Annotated in this window: 17 protein-coding genes; 9 read left to right on the top strand and 8 right to left on the bottom strand. The window is 38.0% G+C overall.

What is annotated here, in order from left to right:
* Positions 1–9 precede the first annotated feature (9 nt).
* The 3 genes from minC (at position 10) to minE (ending at position 2,474) form a co-directional block, all read left to right on the top strand.
* The gene (minC, locus tag IQ247_RS22235; protein WP_193923364.1) at positions 10–1,134 is read left to right on the top strand and encodes a septum site-determining protein MinC; all 1,125 of its coding nucleotides are present in this window, start codon (positions 10–12) and stop codon (positions 1,132–1,134) included.
* Positions 1,135–1,325: 191 nt separating this feature from the next.
* Positions 1,326–2,132, top strand: coding sequence for a septum site-determining protein MinD (minD, locus tag IQ247_RS22230; RefSeq protein ID WP_193923363.1), 807 nt, complete (start codon positions 1,326–1,328; stop codon positions 2,130–2,132).
* Between the two features lie 30 nt (positions 2,133–2,162).
* Entirely contained in the window at positions 2,163–2,474 is a 312-nt protein-coding gene (gene minE / locus IQ247_RS22225; protein ID WP_193923362.1) for a cell division topological specificity factor MinE, read from the top strand.
* A gap of 638 nt (positions 2,475–3,112) precedes the next feature.
* Here the strand turns inward: minE and IQ247_RS22220 are convergent.
* Positions 3,113–4,432: a hypothetical protein gene (locus IQ247_RS22220; protein WP_193923360.1), complete on the bottom strand. Its 1,320-nt coding sequence runs from the start codon at positions 4,430–4,432 to the stop codon at positions 3,113–3,115.
* 851 nt (positions 4,433–5,283) lie between these two features.
* On the opposite strand from IQ247_RS22220, the gene fmt reads away from it, so the two are divergent.
* Positions 5,284–6,285, top strand: a complete 1,002-nt coding sequence (gene fmt, locus IQ247_RS22215) for a methionyl-tRNA formyltransferase (protein ID WP_193923359.1) — start codon at positions 5,284–5,286, stop codon at positions 6,283–6,285.
* Between the two features lie 133 nt (positions 6,286–6,418).
* Here fmt and IQ247_RS22210 read toward each other — a convergent pair whose 3' ends face one another.
* Both IQ247_RS22210 and IQ247_RS22205 read right to left on the bottom strand, forming a co-directional pair.
* A complete protein-coding gene (locus IQ247_RS22210) occupies positions 6,419–6,778 on the bottom strand; it encodes a DUF6464 family protein (RefSeq protein ID WP_193923384.1) in 360 nt (119 codons plus the stop codon).
* 314 nt (positions 6,779–7,092) lie between these two features.
* Positions 7,093–7,584: a hypothetical protein gene (locus IQ247_RS22205; protein WP_193923358.1), complete on the bottom strand. Its 492-nt coding sequence runs from the start codon at positions 7,582–7,584 to the stop codon at positions 7,093–7,095.
* Between the two features lie 572 nt (positions 7,585–8,156).
* Here IQ247_RS22205 and IQ247_RS22200 point away from each other — a divergent pair.
* Positions 8,157–8,933 carry a putative hydro-lyase gene (locus IQ247_RS22200; RefSeq protein ID WP_193923356.1) on the top strand — a complete coding sequence of 259 codons (777 nt, stop codon included), beginning with the start codon at positions 8,157–8,159 and terminating at the stop codon, positions 8,931–8,933.
* Between the two features lie 67 nt (positions 8,934–9,000).
* Complete coding sequence (locus IQ247_RS22195; RefSeq protein WP_193923353.1) at positions 9,001–9,966, top strand: DUF4392 domain-containing protein; 966 nt, start codon at positions 9,001–9,003, stop codon at positions 9,964–9,966.
* Between the two features lie 213 nt (positions 9,967–10,179).
* Here IQ247_RS22195 and IQ247_RS22190 read toward each other — a convergent pair whose 3' ends face one another.
* The gene (locus tag IQ247_RS22190; RefSeq protein ID WP_193923352.1) at positions 10,180–11,037 is read right to left on the bottom strand and encodes a 3'(2'),5'-bisphosphate nucleotidase CysQ family protein; all 858 of its coding nucleotides are present in this window, start codon (positions 11,035–11,037) and stop codon (positions 10,180–10,182) included.
* Positions 11,038–11,128: 91 nt separating this feature from the next.
* Between IQ247_RS22190 and rsmI the strand changes: the two genes are divergently transcribed.
* Both rsmI and rpsU read left to right on the top strand, forming a co-directional pair.
* Positions 11,129–12,001 (top strand): 16S rRNA (cytidine(1402)-2'-O)-methyltransferase, encoded by an 873-nt coding sequence (gene rsmI, locus IQ247_RS22185; protein WP_193923350.1) that lies wholly within the window; start codon positions 11,129–11,131, stop codon positions 11,999–12,001.
* 172 nt (positions 12,002–12,173) lie between these two features.
* Positions 12,174–12,353: a 30S ribosomal protein S21 gene (gene rpsU / locus IQ247_RS22180; RefSeq protein WP_193923349.1), complete on the top strand. Its 180-nt coding sequence runs from the start codon at positions 12,174–12,176 to the stop codon at positions 12,351–12,353.
* 341 nt (positions 12,354–12,694) lie between these two features.
* Here the strand turns inward: rpsU and pth are convergent, their stop codons facing one another.
* From pth to psbH, 3 genes are all read right to left on the bottom strand, one after another.
* Positions 12,695–13,342 (bottom strand): aminoacyl-tRNA hydrolase, encoded by a 648-nt coding sequence (pth, locus tag IQ247_RS22175; RefSeq protein ID WP_193923346.1) that lies wholly within the window; start codon positions 13,340–13,342, stop codon positions 12,695–12,697.
* Positions 13,343–13,511: 169 nt separating this feature from the next.
* The gene (locus IQ247_RS22170; RefSeq protein ID WP_193923345.1) at positions 13,512–13,784 is read right to left on the bottom strand and encodes a TatA/E family twin arginine-targeting protein translocase; all 273 of its coding nucleotides are present in this window, start codon (positions 13,782–13,784) and stop codon (positions 13,512–13,514) included.
* Positions 13,785–13,960: 176 nt separating this feature from the next.
* Positions 13,961–14,164 (bottom strand): photosystem II reaction center phosphoprotein PsbH, encoded by a 204-nt coding sequence (psbH, locus tag IQ247_RS22165; RefSeq protein ID WP_193923344.1) that lies wholly within the window; start codon positions 14,162–14,164, stop codon positions 13,961–13,963.
* An 84-nt stretch (positions 14,165–14,248) separates the two neighbouring features.
* On the opposite strand from psbH, the gene psbN reads away from it, so the two are divergent.
* A complete protein-coding gene (gene psbN, locus IQ247_RS22160) occupies positions 14,249–14,380 on the top strand; it encodes a photosystem II reaction center protein PsbN (RefSeq protein ID WP_193923343.1) in 132 nt (43 codons plus the stop codon).
* Between the two features lie 93 nt (positions 14,381–14,473).
* On the opposite strand, the gene IQ247_RS22155 is transcribed toward psbN, so the two are convergent.
* Positions 14,474–16,196, bottom strand: a 1,723-nt coding sequence (locus tag IQ247_RS22155) for an alpha-mannosidase (protein ID WP_193923342.1), incomplete at its 5' end; no start/stop codon positions are given.

Here is a 16,196-nt window from a genome sequence, read left to right as displayed (position 1 = left end):
TGGTGTTGCATGACTATTGATTCAGCTATTCCAGATTTTAATTCTAATGATGATGTTTCCCAGACAGATTCCCAAGTTACTAGTTCGGAAATTGAGGAATCTACCGTGACAGAAGTGACTTTTATTTCCAGTGTAAATAATGTCTATGTTTCTTCGGAACCAGTTTCCGAGCAAACTAGTATTGAAGAAAATTCTACAATTAATCCCGAACAAGAATTTGTCTGGGATCAAACGAATGTTGAAGAAAATTCTCATGAAACAAACAACGATGAATCAGCTTCTCCTCAAATAGAGGTAGAAGAAAATTCTGCTGTTGAACAACAAATTGATCATTTAGATGATCAGCTTAGAAGCATTGATATTCCCTTACTAGAAAATGCGGTTGCGGCTAATCAAAAAATTCAAGTAGAAATCAGGAATGCAAAAGATAAATTAGTATTAATTTTACCAACCATATCTGAAGCTTCCGTATCCGAGTACAGTTGGTCTGAAATTTGGCAGCAAATGAAACTGCGGCTTTTAGCACAGCAACGCTTTTTTAATTCTAAGATAAACGTACATGTGGTAGCCCACGACCGCTTACTTGATAGCAGACAATTGCAAGACATCGCCGAAACCTTAAGCGAAATGTCCTTACAACTCAAATCAGTGGGTACGAGCCGGAGACAAACTGCGATCGCGGCTGCTGGTGCAGGTTATTCTGTAGAACAATTACAGCCGAAAACCGCTTTTAACTTTGAATCAAAAACTGCTACATTGCCTCCAGCAGAACCACTTTATCTGGAAACAACAGTACGTTCCGGTGTGGAAATTCGCCATAGAGGTAGTGTAATTATCTTGGGAGATGTAAATCCAGGTGGTATTGTAGTCGCAGATGGAGATATTCTAATTTGGGGTCGCTTACGGGGAATTGCTCACGCGGGCGCTCAAGGTAACAGCGAATGCACGATTATGGCTTTACAAATGGAACCAACTCAGTTAAGAATTGCCGATGCTTTGGCTAGAGCACCAGAGAAATCGCCTACGCAAATTTACGCAGAAGTTGCCTATATGACCGCAGAAGGAATTCGCATTACCAAGGCGAATGATTTTTCTAGACTTCAATTAGCGAGGTTGAATCAACAGCAAAATTAGATACTTCAATAATTAAATAATTAAATAATTTACTCAATAATCTGCTCTATGAAAAAATAGATTTGACCAAAAGCGCCTTACTCAATAATCAACCGCACCCTGGGGATGATTATTGTTCAACTGCACCCCTTGGGTGAAAACTAATTAAACATTGTGTATTTTTTAATGCCATCACCAGCGCATTCGTAATCATGACTCGAATTGTTGTCATTACCTCCGGTAAAGGAGGAGTTGGTAAAACAACCACTACAGCCAATCTGGGCATGGCTTTAGCCAAAATCGGTCGTCAAGTAGCCTTAGTTGATGCGGATTTCGGTCTGCGAAATTTAGATTTGTTGTTAGGACTAGAAAACCGCATTGTTTATACTGCGGTGGAAGTTTTGGCAAGAGAATGCCGTTTAGAACAAGCCTTGGTCAAAGACAAACGGCAACCCAACTTAGTACTGCTACCTGCTGCCCAAAATCGTACCAAAGAAGCAGTCACCCCCGACCAAATGAAATTGCTGGTAAATGCTTTAGCACAAAAGTACCAGTATATTATTATTGACTGTCCTGCCGGAATCGAAATGGGGTTTAAAAATGCGATCGCCCCCGCAAACGAAGCTTTAATTGTTACAACTCCCGAAATAGCAGCCGTCCGTGATGCTGACCGGGTAGTAGGGTTATTAGAAGCACAGGGTGTAAAGAAAATTCACTTAATAATTAACCGGATCAAGCCCGCAATGGTTCGGTTAAATGATATGATGTCAGTGCAAGATGTTCAAGAACTTTTAGCAGTTCCCTTAATCGGGGTAATTCCCGACGACGAACGAGTAATTGTTTCTACTAATCGTGGCGAACCTCTGGTTTTATCAGAAAATCCTTCTTTAGCAGCCACAGCTTACAGTAATATTGCTCGTAGATTGGAAGGGGAAACGGTAGATTTTCTTGATTTTGACTCGTCCCAGGACAACCTATTTTCCCGCCTCCGAAGGTTATTGTGGACAAAAATAATTTAACCAAATCCAGTATGCGCTCATACAGCTGCAATGATTCTTGAACTTTTGGAACGACTTTTTTTTCGCAGTCACGATAACAGTCGTAATGATGTTAAACGTCGGTTGCAATTAGTTATTGCTCACGATAGGGCTGACTTAAGCCCTCAAATGATCGAAAAAATGCGGCAAGAAATTCTCGAAATTGTTTGTCGCTACGTGGAAATTGAAGCTGATGGCTTGGAATTTTCTTTGGAAAGTAACCAACGTACAACAGCTTTGATTGCTAATGTACCTATCCGCAGAGTCAAAGGTTCTGCTTTGGAATCTGAAATGACTGAAAAAACTGAAGAAAAAACAGAGTAAAAAAACTGCCTAAATAACTAGGTAAATAAATATAAGTATAAGTTCGATGGAACGAGCAGAGTAATCGTCAGAAGTCGGCTGTTATAGATAAGCTAAAACACTCTAAATTACAGATTGTCAAAATCCATCAGGTTTGTAGTGCAAGCATCTTGCTTGCTAGTGTATTACAAATTAAATGTGGAATAGCTTACTTATTCTAAAAACCCGACTTCATACGATAATCCTGACAATAATGAATTTTTATATCCAATACTCTTCGGTTATAAAATCAAAAAAATCAAATATAGCGGTTTTCACTTGGGTGCAATACAAATTTTACCTCACCCCGCCCAAAGCCTCCCCTCTCCAAGGCATCGCAGAGGGGAGGGGGTGAGGTTTTAGTGTATTGGACTCAACTAAAATTTGCGATAAAACCAATGAAAAATCCCGTTTTAATTGAAGTTAAAACGGGATTTGATTAATTATTCTCAAGCTGATACCAATTTGAACGCGGATTGCAGCAGATGGAATCTTGAAAAGCTTATCTGGCAGATTTTTTAGAATCCAAAATCTCAAATCTGTCTTGGAAAGTTTGGGGGGAAGAACATCTACACTCCCAACTTTCCACAAAATCTCAAATCCAAAATGGTATTATTTACTTATTGATAAGCTACCTGCGGTCCAGCCCAAACATCAGTAGCCTTTCTACCAAAATTGGTAGGCTGGTCTAACTCTTGTGTTGAAACTGTTTTACCATCATTGGCAACTGTAATTGTAGGCCAAGTTTCTTGACCCATTTCACCAGCTTGGAATACCACATTATCAGGGGTATTTTTACTCCAACCTAATAAAATAGCAATGTCATACTGATGATTCTTTTGAGAAGGAACAACTGTATTAGCTTGATTCTTCTGACGGTTCCAAATTAGTGCTTCGTCTGTAGCGTGAGCAGTATTGAATAAACCTTCAAACTTGCGTGCTAAGAAACGTTCACCATTTTCTGACCAACCAACAGGAACCAATACACCAATTTTTCCGGGGAGATAGCCTTTTCCTTCACTCTGCATTTTCTTTCCTTCAAGTAAAGGATCTATTAACGCAGAAGTAGATGATACAACCTTCAACTGATTGGTTCGTCTGTCTTCCACAAACAACACGCTGCTCACACGGCTTTCGTGCATTTGCGGCTTAACTTCGAGCTTGACACGACTGTAAATAGAATAACGACCATCTGGAGAAATTACGGGTATGCTACGGTAGTAACGTACTCCCGAACCAGTAGTAGTACTTACCGATTCTTGAGTAGCTGTAATCCATTTCCAAGGGATTGGATGAGGACTTCCAATTGGATCTTCCTGTGATAGTTCTGATTCCTGGGGTTCTTCACTGACAGGTGCATCCGTAGGCTGAGGAATTAAATTTCTTCTCAAAGCTATGACTTTACTAGCTTTAAGTGAACTATTCTCTGAAGATTGAGTTTTTACAGCTTTTAAACGCTGTACTAACTTCATTTCACTACGAGAAAGTTTCTCTGGTACTACTGGAGAACTAACACCAGGTGGTGCAAGTTCAACTTCTGTAAATGGATCTCGCTTAAGGGAAGAACTATTAGAAGATGCTGCTTCTTCTTCTCCAGTTAAAGTCTCTATAGTCAAAGACTCTAACTCTACTGTATTCGGATGTATTATTTTTGGCTGGATGACCGCAGCCATCCTTACTGTCTCAGAATCGACTTCCGGTGTCAAAGTTTTGACAGCTTGTGGTTGCGATAATTTGTATTCGCTAGCAATCGGAACCTCTATTAACACCGACGATTCCAATTCTGGGTTTTCGGCGACAACTTTGGTTAAGTGTGATTGTTTTGCTGAGCTAGAATGTCCTGATGCTCCCACTAAAGGCGCAATCAGTATTACGACTAATACGTACTTGAGGAATGGTTGCACGCGGAACCATCCCGACAGTAAAAGATGTTTCAGCATTTGTTGGTTGATTCTCTAGAGGGCGGTTGCTATAGGAAGAGCAATGCCTCACGGCAATGGGGCAGGCTATCTTTTATATGTATAACAGGGAACTAACAATTTCGCGAGATGCTCTTCTATAATTTCGCATAGTTTAGCAAAAATAGCGTATTCTTTTTTACTCATTTATCTAAACATTAATTTAGATAATTCATGATTTGGATAAAGTTACTCCAACAACAGAGTGTTGTATAAGTACAAACAACCAAAAAATGTCATTTTAACCAAATATTGGCTCAAAAATAAATCCGCGTCAATACACCAACTAGTAAATAATTAAAACTACACAAAACTTACAAAACTTACGAAACTTAATTTAACCCCGATGATTCACATAGATGTGGGAATTAAAATTCTCACAAATCCTACCTGTTCAATTTCTACTTCAACATTCCCGATCGCAATTCCGGGCATGATATGAAATATCAGAAAAAATTAGAAAAAACAGTAGAAGCAATTAAAAGCCTGATTAAAAATGCTATTTCGGACTTTTAACCAATTGAGCATATGTAAATTTCAATTGCAACCATAAAAATACTTAGTTTAGTCAGAAAGCCTATTTAAAATATTTGGCTTTCACTAGATATATAATATATTTGAATAATAACAATAAATTAAAATATTCAATTTCTTTAGGTTAATTTTTATTTTAATTATTAACTTTTAAAGCTACCATAACCACGATACCCTATATATTCACTAATTGCACTCTATCTTTAGGCTTATTGTTATTGATAAAGCAGTATAGATCCTAACGACGTAGTTGGTCAGTGATGCTAGTGTTAAAAGTTGAGTTACTAGGTATTCTTTTTATGAAAGTCGTATTTTTCGGTACTCCCCAATTTGCCGTTCCGACCTTAGAAAAATTGCTCAATCATTCAGATTTTGAAGTGCTTGGAATTGTCACCCAACCGGATAAATGTCGGGGACGTGGTAATAAACTCACACCTTCTCCTGTAAAAAGTGTTGCTTTAGCACATAATTTAACTGTATGGCAACCCCAACGTATTAAAAAAGATGTTGCTACCTTAATTAAATTAAAGGAAATAGAAGCAGACGTATTTGTTGTGATTGCTTACGGACAAATTCTTTCTCAAGAGATTCTAGATATACCCAAACTTGCTTGCGTCAACGTCCATGGCTCAATTTTACCAGAGTATCGCGGTGCAGCACCGATTCAATGGTGCTTGCACAATGGAGCTACAGAAACAGGAATAACAACTATGTTAATGGATGCAGGCATGGATACCGGAGCAGTGCTATTAGAGGCTAAGACAGCCATTGGATTGCTTGACAATTCTCAGGAGTTGGCGGAAAAATTAGCATCAATGGGTGCAGATTTACTAGTAGAAACACTGATAAAATTGCAAAACCAGGAAATTAAACCTATTCCCCAAGATGAGACTCGTGCAACTTATGCTCCTTTAATTAAAAAAGAAAATTATCGCTTAGATTGGTCAAAGAGTGCCATAGATTTACACAATAAAATTAGAGGCTTCTACCCCAACTGTGTGGCAACATTTCGCAATCAAACCCTCAAAATTACAGCTACCGTTCCACTTGATTCAAATTATTGGAATCAATTACCAGATAGCTTTCAAAAATTAAAAAATAAATTACCAGATTTGTCAAGTCTTTCTGGGAATCCTGGGGAAATTGTCAGCATTGTCAAAGGTATAGGAGCAATTGTACAGACGGGAGTTGGTTTATTGTTATTACAAGAAGTACAGTTAGCTGGTAAACGTCCTCAATCGGGATGGGATTTTGTCAATGGTAGTCGTTTAACTGTGGGAGAAATGTTAGTTGACAGTTGATAGTTGATAGTTGACAGTTGATAGTTGACAGTTGACAGTTGATAGTTGAGAGTTGGCAGTTGACAGAGTGATTGGTAATGGTCGCGTTCCCTTTAACCTTTAACCTTTAACCTTTAACCTTTAACCTTTGACCTTACATATTTAATTTTTCATAAAATTTACAACCTTTACAAGGTCCCATAGGATTGACTGCACAGCGGATAATCTCTGAAAGAGCGTTATAACTACAGTTAGCGTTACCAATTACCCAACGTCCGTTTACTAAAGTTTTTTCAGCAGGTCTTGTTGCTGATTGTACGTAAATCGCAATTTTGTGTAAGCAGTAACGTCCTTGCTTTAACTGGTAACGGTGACGACGTTCCAATACTGCGTAGGTTTTACCTTTAAAGTCAAGATAATTTCCAGGTTGTGGTGTCCAATCAAGTTTGATATTACCGAGAGACTGACGTGGTGAGGTTAAGATTACTTCTGTTAGTAGTGAATCTGGCTCCATTAACTCGCTACTCAATTGATTTATATTATTTACATCATTAGGATATTAGCGCAACTGTTAAAATTTACCTAGAAATTCAGTTTTTTGAATACACAAAGTTTTTCCTTTATGGAACTTAGCAAAAAGGCACATTTTTTATTGTAGGGGAGGCAGTCCGGCGGTGTAGATTAACTTCGGGCATTATTGCCGTTGTGTGACACTTTGAGAAATCCCCGAACGCAATAATCATCTTTGTAGTGTCACGCACCAATGCCCGCCCAGGTGACATTCACCCTTCTTGGTGCGGTTCCGAAGCGGCTATTTGGCTAAATTTATCAACTAATCAAACGCTGGTGTAAAGCTCGAAAATACGCTTTGATGGGAATTTGATAAACTTCGATGAATAGCCAAATGATAATTGTTAAATGAGAAAAAAATGTTAATGATGTCCAAATATAAGGAACCCAGGATAAAGGAGCATTTGGATCTGGAGGAAAATTATAGGCAACTAATCCAATTAAGGTGGTGGGAAGTAATACGAAAGCAACTGTTGCCAAGATATAACCCCAGCCAAATTGAACTCCTTCTAAATGGGCTTCTGTCCAATAGAACCCATTCCATCGCCAAATTAAGGGAGGTTCCCGCGAAGGCATTTTCAACTGTTGTTGTTCTAAGTTGACGGTAAAAATTTGATGACAAAAATCACAAGACATAGCCTCCATTAAAGGCATATTTTGAACTTTTCCGACTCGACAAACTGGACAAGGGTAAACTCCTTTATAGTCCAATGAACTCGCCAATATTTTAGAAGTTTGGATTTTAAGCATCAGTTCTCAGTAATTAAAATTAAGTTTGCCTTTATTACCTTTATTTTATAAAGTAGATCAGCGTTAAAATTTGTTATTATTCCAAGACAAGTCGTAAGTCGTGAGTAGTAAGTCGTGAGTCGTGAGTCGTAACGTAAGTCGTGAGTCGTGAATAGTGAATAGTGAGTCGTGAGTCGTGAATAGTGGGAAAATTAGTCCGTCACTCAACGCTTACCACTTACTTGTGATAAATCCAGGTTATGTTTACTCTAAGAATAAATCCTCAACTAAGAATGCCAAACTGGCAGTAATACTTGATTCAAATCATCAAATTATGATAAAGTTTTTTGAAGATATTTTTGGCTTAACTTTGAGTCAAGTCGTACTTTTACTGATAAAGTAGCAGTTTTAAAAAGGGTTGAATAGAGAATAGGTAAATCATTGGGCTTAACAACAGGTTGAAATAAATCTATATTGATTCAAGAGACACAGACAATCGATACCGAAATAAGCAATAGATTGGTTGTAGGGTAACTTGGTATTTTAAAACTTAATTTACCCGTGACAATTAAATCTACAACAATTGATGAATTATGGACTTATCTCCCGCAGAAGTTCGCTATCAATGTCGTCAGGGAACATTTCACTTTCCAACTCCTGGAATTGCATCTGGATTTTTACAAGCAAATTTAGTTATTTTGCCAAAAAAAATGGCATTTGACTTTCTTGTTTTTTGTACCCGCAACCCGAAACCTTGTCCTTTGTTGGATGTTACCGAAGTTGGAAACCCAGAACCGGAAATAGTTGCCAGTGGTGCCGATTTAAGAACTGACTTACCACGATACCATATATTTCGTCATGGAGAATTGCAACAGGAAGTAGCTGATATTTCCCATATTTGGCAAGATGATTTTGTGGGTTTTTTAGTTGGCTGTTCCTTTTCCTTTGAAGCAGCGTTGATGGATGCGGGTATTCCTGTGAGACACCTCCAAGAAGGTAAAAATGTGCCGATGTACAAAACGAATATTGCTTGTAAAACAGCAGGAGACTTTTCTGCTCCAATGGTTGTGTCAATGCGCCCTTTATCTCCATCAGACGTGATACGTGCGGTACAAATTACCAGCCGTTTTTCTAAAGCACATGGTACACCGATACACTTTGGTTCTCCCGAAGAAATTGGAATTACAAATCTCGATGCTCCCGACTTTGGTGAAGCGGTAACAATTGCTGAAGGAGAAATTCCTGTATTTTGGGCTTGTGGAGTCACAACTCAAATTGCGATTCTTCAAGCAAAGCCAGAAATTGCGATTACTCACGCTCCTGGATATATGTTTGTTACAGACGTTAAAGACGATTATTTTACGTGGTAATCGTATTTTTGTTTAACGTCTCAAATTATTTATTCTCCCGCTCCCCTAGTTCCAAGAATTTCTCCTCATGACGAAAAAAACGCATTTAATTCGGTGTAACAATGCGGTTGAACGCGAAATATTGGATAAAATAGCTGATTTGGAAAGTATTTGTTCGCGAGATGTCGGTAGAGGAATTCAACCTTTAGTTAAAAGAGCTAAAGGAGGGTTATTAGGGGCTGCTCGTTCAATTGCGGAGCATGATTGTCCAAATGTGGCAATTATTACAGGATTTTTCATGCCTAACGGCAACCCACCCTGTCCTGAAACAGATGGTATTATCGGTTGTGCCTTGTTAGCAGCTAGTTTATTAGAAGTTGGTATCGCTGTGAGGATTGTAACTGATTCTTTGTGTTATCAATCTGTAAAAACAGCAATTGTTGCAGCTGGAATTTTTTGCAATATACCTTTCGATATTGTCGCGGTAGGGAAAATTCGTGAAAACCAACATTCAATCGCTTCACTTTTAGAATTTTGGAAATCTCTAGCATCGCCAATATCTCATATAATTTCTATTGAAAGAGCGGGTCCTGGTAAAGATGGTATCGTTCGTAATATGAGAGGAGAAGATATTACTGCTTATACAGCACCTTTACATTTTTTATTAAAATCTGAAAATATCATTTCCGTGGGGATTGGTGATGGTGGAAATGAATTAGGAATGGGGAATATTCCTAAAGGAATTATTGCTTCTAGCATTCGTGATGGAGAAAAAATCCGTTGTACTATTAAGTGCGATTATTTAATTGTTTGTGGTGTATCTAATTGGGGTGCTGCTGGTATATTGTTAGCACTTTCTTTGCTTCGTCCCGATTGGAAAGCTACAATTATTCACAAATTAAATCCACAAGTTGAATTTCATATTTTAGAGACACTTATGAATCAAGGTTTAGCAATAGACGGAATCAAAGGAATCCCAAGTTTATCTGTTGATAATTTATCTTGGGAATTTCATGCTGAGGTTTTAAAAAGTGCAATTCAGGTTGTTAGTTGATAGTTGATAGTTGATAGTTGATAGTTGATAGTTGATAATTGTTAGTTGATAGTTGTTAGTTGATAGTTGTTAGTTGATAGTTGATAGTTACCAATTACCAATTACCAATTACCAATTACCCATTACCCATTACCCATTACCCATTACCCATTACCCATTACCCATTACCCATTACCAATTACCCATTACCCATTACCCATTACCTATTACCAATTAATTAAATTCTTCTAGAATTCTTTGGGCTTCTTGACAAAGCATTTCATGACATTTACCATTACTTGCTAATAAACCACCCCATTGATTAATATCTCCGGTGTTGTATTGTAATGGTGTTTCATCGAAGTGGGTGTATTTTCCACCTGCTTCAGTTAAGATTAATTCTGGTGCCGCAATATCCCAATCTTTTGGTGCAGATTTACCGGAAAGTGAAATATAAACATCTGCTTGTTGTTCAATAATAGCGACAATTTTACCCCCAACACTGCCAACTGATTTCTGATTTTGACAGGGTAAATTTTCTAAGAGATAATTTAATTTTTCATTACGGTGACTACGGCTTACAACTAAAGTTAAATCTTGAGGATTTTCAGATTCGGAAACGCGCAAAGATTTTCTTTCTCCATTACGATTTTCAACAAATGTACCGCTGCCTTTAATTGCATAATATAATTTTTCAGCTTCAGGTATTGCGACTAATGCTAATTCCGGACGCTGGTTTCTGACTAAAGCAATATGAATCGCGTATTCACCTGTTTTATTAATAAAATCTTTTGTACCATCTAAAGGATCAATAATCCATACCCATTCAGAATTGTTCTTGCCATCAAAATTTTGATAAGTTTCTTCGCTAATATAGCCAAAATCTTCATTTCCCAACTGCGAATGCAACTGCTGCAAAATATAATTACTCACAGCTAAATCTGCGGCTGTCACTGGGTCTTTACCTTTATCGTCCTTATATTGTACATTTAAATCATCTGTTTGATTACCGCGATAGTAAGAGCGCAATATATCGGATGCACCCCAACCAATGGGGCGAATTAATTCTAGAATGGATTGTAAATCTTTCATATTTTTAATTACTAATTGGGAATATTTGGCACTGTAAGTACCAGTCTAGTTGTATTAGCCCATAAAAATTGACACTTCTCCTAATTGATAAATGCAAACCGAATCAAAAGTAGGTGTACTGTATATTGTTGGTACGCCGATTGGTAACTTAGAAGATATGACTTTCCGAAGTGTGCGAATTTTGCAGTCGGTAGATTTTATTGCTGCTGAAGATACACGTCATACAGGAAAACTTTTAAAGCATTTTCAAATTAATACACCGCAATTGAGTTATCACGAACATAACCGCAACAGTCGCATTCCAGAATTTTTAAATCAATTGCAGGATGGAATTGCGATCGCGCTGGTAACAGATGCTGGTGTACCCGGAATTTCCGATCCGGGTTATGAATTGGTTAAGGCTTGTGCTGAAGCTGGAATTACTGTAGTTCCAATTCCTGGTGCGGTTGCAGCGATTACCGCTTTAAGTGCTTCGGGGCTTGCCACAGATAAATTTGTATTTGAAGGATTTTTAAGTGCTAAATCAAAACAACGGCGATCGCACTTAGAATCATTGAAGTCAGAAGAGCGCACTTTGATTTTTTACGAATCCCCCCATCGTTTGCGCTCAACCTTAGAAGATATGAGAGAAATATTTGGTGGCGATCGACAAATTGTCTTAGCGCGAGAATTGACTAAAATATATGAAGAGTTTTGGCGCGGAACTCTTACAGGTGCTTGTAACTACTATGAACAGAAGATTCCCATAGGTGAATATACTCTGGTGATGGCGGGTAATACACCCACTCAGCAGGAGTTTAGCCAAGCAGAACTCATAGAAAAGTTAGAAACAATCATGAATCAAGGGATATCACCTTCACAAGCCAGTAGGCAGCTAGCTGCATCGACTTCTTTGCCCCGTCGTCAACTTTATCAACTCGCCCTTACATTAAAAAATTCGGATTTTCAGATGCCAGATACATAGATGATAATCGGATTGAAAGGTAAAATAGTAAATCTGGAAATTCAGCAGTAGATTACTGTTTGATGGTTCCAGTTTCGCGTGATTTGAGGTAGCTACCGGAGTATCTTCACTCCGAGCAACCAGCACATTACAATAAAGTAAAAATATAGTAGGAAGATAACGAGGGATTAGGATGACCCAAGTGGTTTTAGGTGAAAACGAAGGAATAGATTCAGCTTTACGCAGGTTTAAGCGTCAAGTTTCCAAGGCTGGGATTTTGGCTGATGTTAAATACCATCGGCACTTTGAAAACCCCCAGGAAAAGCGTAAGCGTAAAGCAGTAGCAGCAAGACGCAAACAACGTTTTAGATAGGTAGGAGTAAGTACTTTTACTAGTTAAAACGTTAGTAATCTATTACCGTTCACTGTTGATGTTGCGACTCAGGTACGGTTTATCATTACGCAACGTGTATACTTTCTTCTTTGAAGACAATCAATGCACTTTCTGCGTATTAACTATCGTCATCATATATCTAAACACTTAGGCGAGAAATGGAAAAAAGAAGTTTTTTTTAAACATTTTGAAGCGTCCAAACTAGAGTTGAATGAGGCACGTTTTTACAATTAATTGCCCATCAACGAATTGATCTTAGCAGCAACCATCGTCGAATCGGCGATGGTTGTTTGTCAGCAAACAGTGAAGTTTTTAAAGATTCAATCTTTTTTAGAATCAGGGACATTTAAATTCTTTTTATTACAATCATTCATCGCTTTTTCGACACCTTTTTTAAGACATAATTCCACACATTCAACTACATAATCTAAAACAGAAGAAACTAATTCATTTTCTTCAGGAGAAAACTTACCTAAAACATGAGAAATATTACTACCATTCTCGCTATCTTCTAGTTTTTTTGGTCTACCAATACCAATACGTAAACGAGGGAAATCCTTAGAACTCAAATGAGAAATAGTGCTTTTCATACCGTTATGTCCCCCAGCAGAACCAGACAAACGCAAGCGAACTCTTCCCACAGGTAAATCCATGTCATCATAAATAATTAACACCGATTCTGGCTTTAATTTGTACCAAGAAGCCACCGCCCCAATTGCTTGTCCCGAAAGATTCATGTAAGTTAAAGGCTTGAGTAAATGAACTTTTTTGCCTCCGGGTGCAGTAGTTTCAGCATACTCACCTTTAAACTTACGATTTTCGCTCAGAGATACTTTCCAAGAACGGGATAAAGCATCAATTGCAGCAAAACCGATATTGTGACGTGTTTTATCGTACTTAGGTTCTGGATTCCCCAAACCAACAATTAGTTGAGGAATTAATAAAGTTTTTTTATCAGCAGTTTGCATAGAAAGAATAAATTATCAATTTATCAATAACTATAAATTATCAAGAAAGATAAAAAGCAGGATGAAGATTAATTTTCTATCATATATATTGTTTTCAAACAATGATTGATAATTAAAAAAATTATCTTCACCCTCTAACCTTTAACCTTTGACCTTTAACCTCTAACCTCTAACCTTCAACCTTTAACCTTTCAACTTCCTCTACCTTTTCTATGGCACTTATTTGCTTATGTTCAAGTTCGGCTGTAGTCTTGACAGCTTCCTCTAATTGTGATGCTTCTTTTTTAAATTCATCTTGAAACTCTTGGGAAGCATCTTGAAAAGCACGAACCGCTTTTCCCAAACTACGACCCATTTCTGGTAATTTTTTCGGACCAAAAACCAACAGCGCTACAACCATGATTACAGCCATTTCCGGTAAACCGATACCAAATATATTCATGTGTTTTTTCCTACAATTTCAAAACTGTCTTTGAATCGACATCTGTAGTTTAGCTATTTATCGCTGAAAATAAAGAATATGGTATTACTCCAACCCAAAAAAACCCGGTCAAATCAGCCGGGTTAAAGTTTTATCTGAAAATATGTGTATTAGAACTAGATGGGAAACTACTTTGCTTAGTTACCCAAGCTTCGCCAATCCACATTAACACCCTCAATCATGATTGATTTGTTATAAAGTTGCAGAATAATCAACAGAAAAACAAAAAATAACAGCATGAAAACAGCCATCAATGGGGTAGTACCCCAGCCAGGAGCCACTTTCCCGTACTCAGCATTTAAGGGTCTGAGAACATCTCCCAAACGTGTTCTTTGTGCCATAATCAAATTCCAGGTTAATTAGCAAAACATTTTTTAATCTTCTGTAATATTGTATAAGAATAGTACTCATAATATATACCCATTATGGAACCCGCAATAGTTCTTAGTATTTCTGTAGCTGCCGTCTTGATTACAGTTACAGTTATGTCCGTCTACACCTCCTTCGGTCCTCCTAGTAAAGAACTTGGAGACCCTTTTGAAGACCATGAAGATTAAGTTTTAAAGTTGACAGTGGACAGTGGACAGTTCCCTGCTCCCTGCTCCCTGCTCCCTGCTCCCTGCTCCCTGTTAACCTTTGACCTCTAACCTCTAACCTTTGACCTTAAAACTAGCGATTTTCCACGGCTCAATTGTAAATTCTGAAGTCGGTAGAGGACGTTCTAATAAATCTACAGATTCTGTTACAGTGAAGCCGATATCGCTGGTTAGTTTAAATTCTGCTGTTTCTCCGTGGCATTCGTAACACCGGAGAATCCATTGTTGGGGGTTGTCTTCGGTTTGTTTAAATGCCATTAAGATTAGATTTTGAGCCGATATATTAATAAAGCTGGCTTTGTCTTGTAATGTTTTATTTGGTGATGCTGTTGAGGGTTGAGAATTAAGTTTTTTCTCGCAAAGCACTACTTTTAAAGGTTGATTGAATTCATATCCACGCTTCACTGTTTGCGCTTTCTCCCAACTTCCTGCATGGGGATACAAACCATAGCTAAATTCGTGATGTCCTTTGTCAGCTTGTGGATTGGGCCATTCTGGACTCCTCAATAAACTTAAACGTAATTGATTTGGTTGAGCGTCGTAACCGTATTTACAATCGTTTAATAAGCTGACACCGTAACAAGCAGAATTGTTTTGCTCTTCTGTGTCTTGCTCTGTCAAATCCGCCCAACGTAATGCGGGAACTTCCCATTTCGCTTTTTCTGCTGGGGTTTGGGGTTTGGTTGTGCGTTCAATTGCACCACAAGGAATTTCATAGGTAGCAAAATTTGCTTCTAAGTTTAATGGAAATGCAGCTTTTACTAAAACGTGACGTTCTAACCAGTTAACTTTGGTGGCAATTTTCAAAATTGGGGAAGCAGCTTGCAAAATATAGTCTTGAATAAACTCCGATTCTCCCAACTGACGCACTACCCGCAAGCGATTTTGTAATATTCCTTGTTCAAGCCACTCGATAGATTTTAATTCAAGCGATGGTAGCATATGTTCGGCATAATTGGGGTCAATGTTCCATGCATCCCAATATTGACCTTTATCTGTAAAGGCTTGTAATTGATTTCCACTAGCCGAAAGTATTTCACGATGATTCAATTTATCAAAAACGCTGCTTAGCTCTCCAGTTTGTTCGTCAACGATTACCCGTAAATATTCATTTTCTAAAATAAACTGTAGCGCTATAGTTTTTGATTGATTTTGTGGTGGTATTATTTGAGTAGAAGAAAGCCAAAATACGCGATAACCTACCGCAGGAATATCGCTTGCTAAAAATAATAATTTTGCATCGGCATCAAGCTCAGAGATAATTTCATTACCCGAACTATCAAGAATCTGCCATTGTAGAGTAGGTTCCGTAGGTAAGGAAACAGAAACAACTTCCGAACGTTGCCAATTAAGAGAATTGAAAACAACCACGGGGAAACTATCTGAAGATGATCGCGATAAGTCGATTTGAGTTATTAAAGTTTCTAAAGACTGCTGTAATATAGAAGATGCAGTATTTTGCATTGCTTGCCATTCAGGTAAAGCATCCTCGTAGACTTCCGGAATCGAGGAACCAGGTAAAATATCGTGAAACTGGTTAAATAAAAGTTTTTTCCAAGCCGCTTCAATTTCAGCTTTGGGGTAATCTACACCACAGCAAATAGTTGCCAAACTAGCAAATAATTCCGCTTCATACAACAGATTTTCACCGCGACGGTTGTAAAGCTTTTGGTCTCCATGAGTAGTATAACAACCGCGATGGAATTCAAGATAAAGTTCATCATTCCAAATGGGGAACTTTGAATTTTGGATTGTTCCCCCCATCTCCCCATCACCC

This window comes from Plectonema cf. radiosum LEGE 06105 (assembly GCF_015207665.1).
In the GTDB taxonomy this organism is placed as follows: Bacteria; Cyanobacteriota; Cyanobacteriia; order Cyanobacteriales; family Nostocaceae; genus Rivularia; species Rivularia radiosa_A.
Note: the sequence above shows the minus strand (reverse complement) of the source record. Positions and strands in the feature narration are given on the sequence as shown.

Excerpts from the sequence above, each read along its gene's own strand:
- IQ247_RS22220 (WP_193923360.1), bottom strand. The coding sequence starts at position 4,432 with ATGCTGAAACATCTTTTACTGTCGGGATGGTTCCGCGTGCAACCATTC.
- IQ247_RS22170 (WP_193923345.1), bottom strand. The coding sequence starts at position 13,784 with ATGAATATATTTGGTATCGGTTTACCGGAAATGGCTGTAATCATGGTT.
- minE (WP_193923362.1), top strand. The coding sequence starts at position 2,163 with ATGATTCTTGAACTTTTGGAACGACTTTTTTTTCGCAGTCACGATAAC.
- pth (WP_193923346.1), bottom strand. The coding sequence starts at position 13,342 with ATGCAAACTGCTGATAAAAAAACTTTATTAATTCCTCAACTAATTGTT.
- psbH (WP_193923344.1), bottom strand. The coding sequence starts at position 14,164 with ATGGCACAAAGAACACGTTTGGGAGATGTTCTCAGACCCTTAAATGCT.
- minD (WP_193923363.1), top strand. The coding sequence starts at position 1,326 with ATGACTCGAATTGTTGTCATTACCTCCGGTAAAGGAGGAGTTGGTAAA.
- fmt (WP_193923359.1), top strand. The coding sequence starts at position 5,284 with ATGAAAGTCGTATTTTTCGGTACTCCCCAATTTGCCGTTCCGACCTTA.
- rsmI (WP_193923350.1), top strand. The coding sequence starts at position 11,129 with ATGCAAACCGAATCAAAAGTAGGTGTACTGTATATTGTTGGTACGCCG.
- minC (WP_193923364.1), top strand. The coding sequence starts at position 10 with ATGACTATTGATTCAGCTATTCCAGATTTTAATTCTAATGATGATGTT.
- rpsU (WP_193923349.1), top strand. The coding sequence starts at position 12,174 with ATGACCCAAGTGGTTTTAGGTGAAAACGAAGGAATAGATTCAGCTTTA.
- IQ247_RS22190 (WP_193923352.1), bottom strand. The coding sequence starts at position 11,037 with ATGAAAGATTTACAATCCATTCTAGAATTAATTCGCCCCATTGGTTGG.
- IQ247_RS22210 (WP_193923384.1), bottom strand. The coding sequence starts at position 6,778 with ATGGAGCCAGATTCACTACTAACAGAAGTAATCTTAACCTCACCACGT.
- psbN (WP_193923343.1), top strand. The coding sequence starts at position 14,249 with ATGGAACCCGCAATAGTTCTTAGTATTTCTGTAGCTGCCGTCTTGATT.
- IQ247_RS22195 (WP_193923353.1), top strand. The coding sequence starts at position 9,001 with ATGACGAAAAAAACGCATTTAATTCGGTGTAACAATGCGGTTGAACGC.
- IQ247_RS22200 (WP_193923356.1), top strand. The coding sequence starts at position 8,157 with ATGGACTTATCTCCCGCAGAAGTTCGCTATCAATGTCGTCAGGGAACA.
- IQ247_RS22205 (WP_193923358.1), bottom strand. The coding sequence starts at position 7,584 with ATGCTTAAAATCCAAACTTCTAAAATATTGGCGAGTTCATTGGACTAT.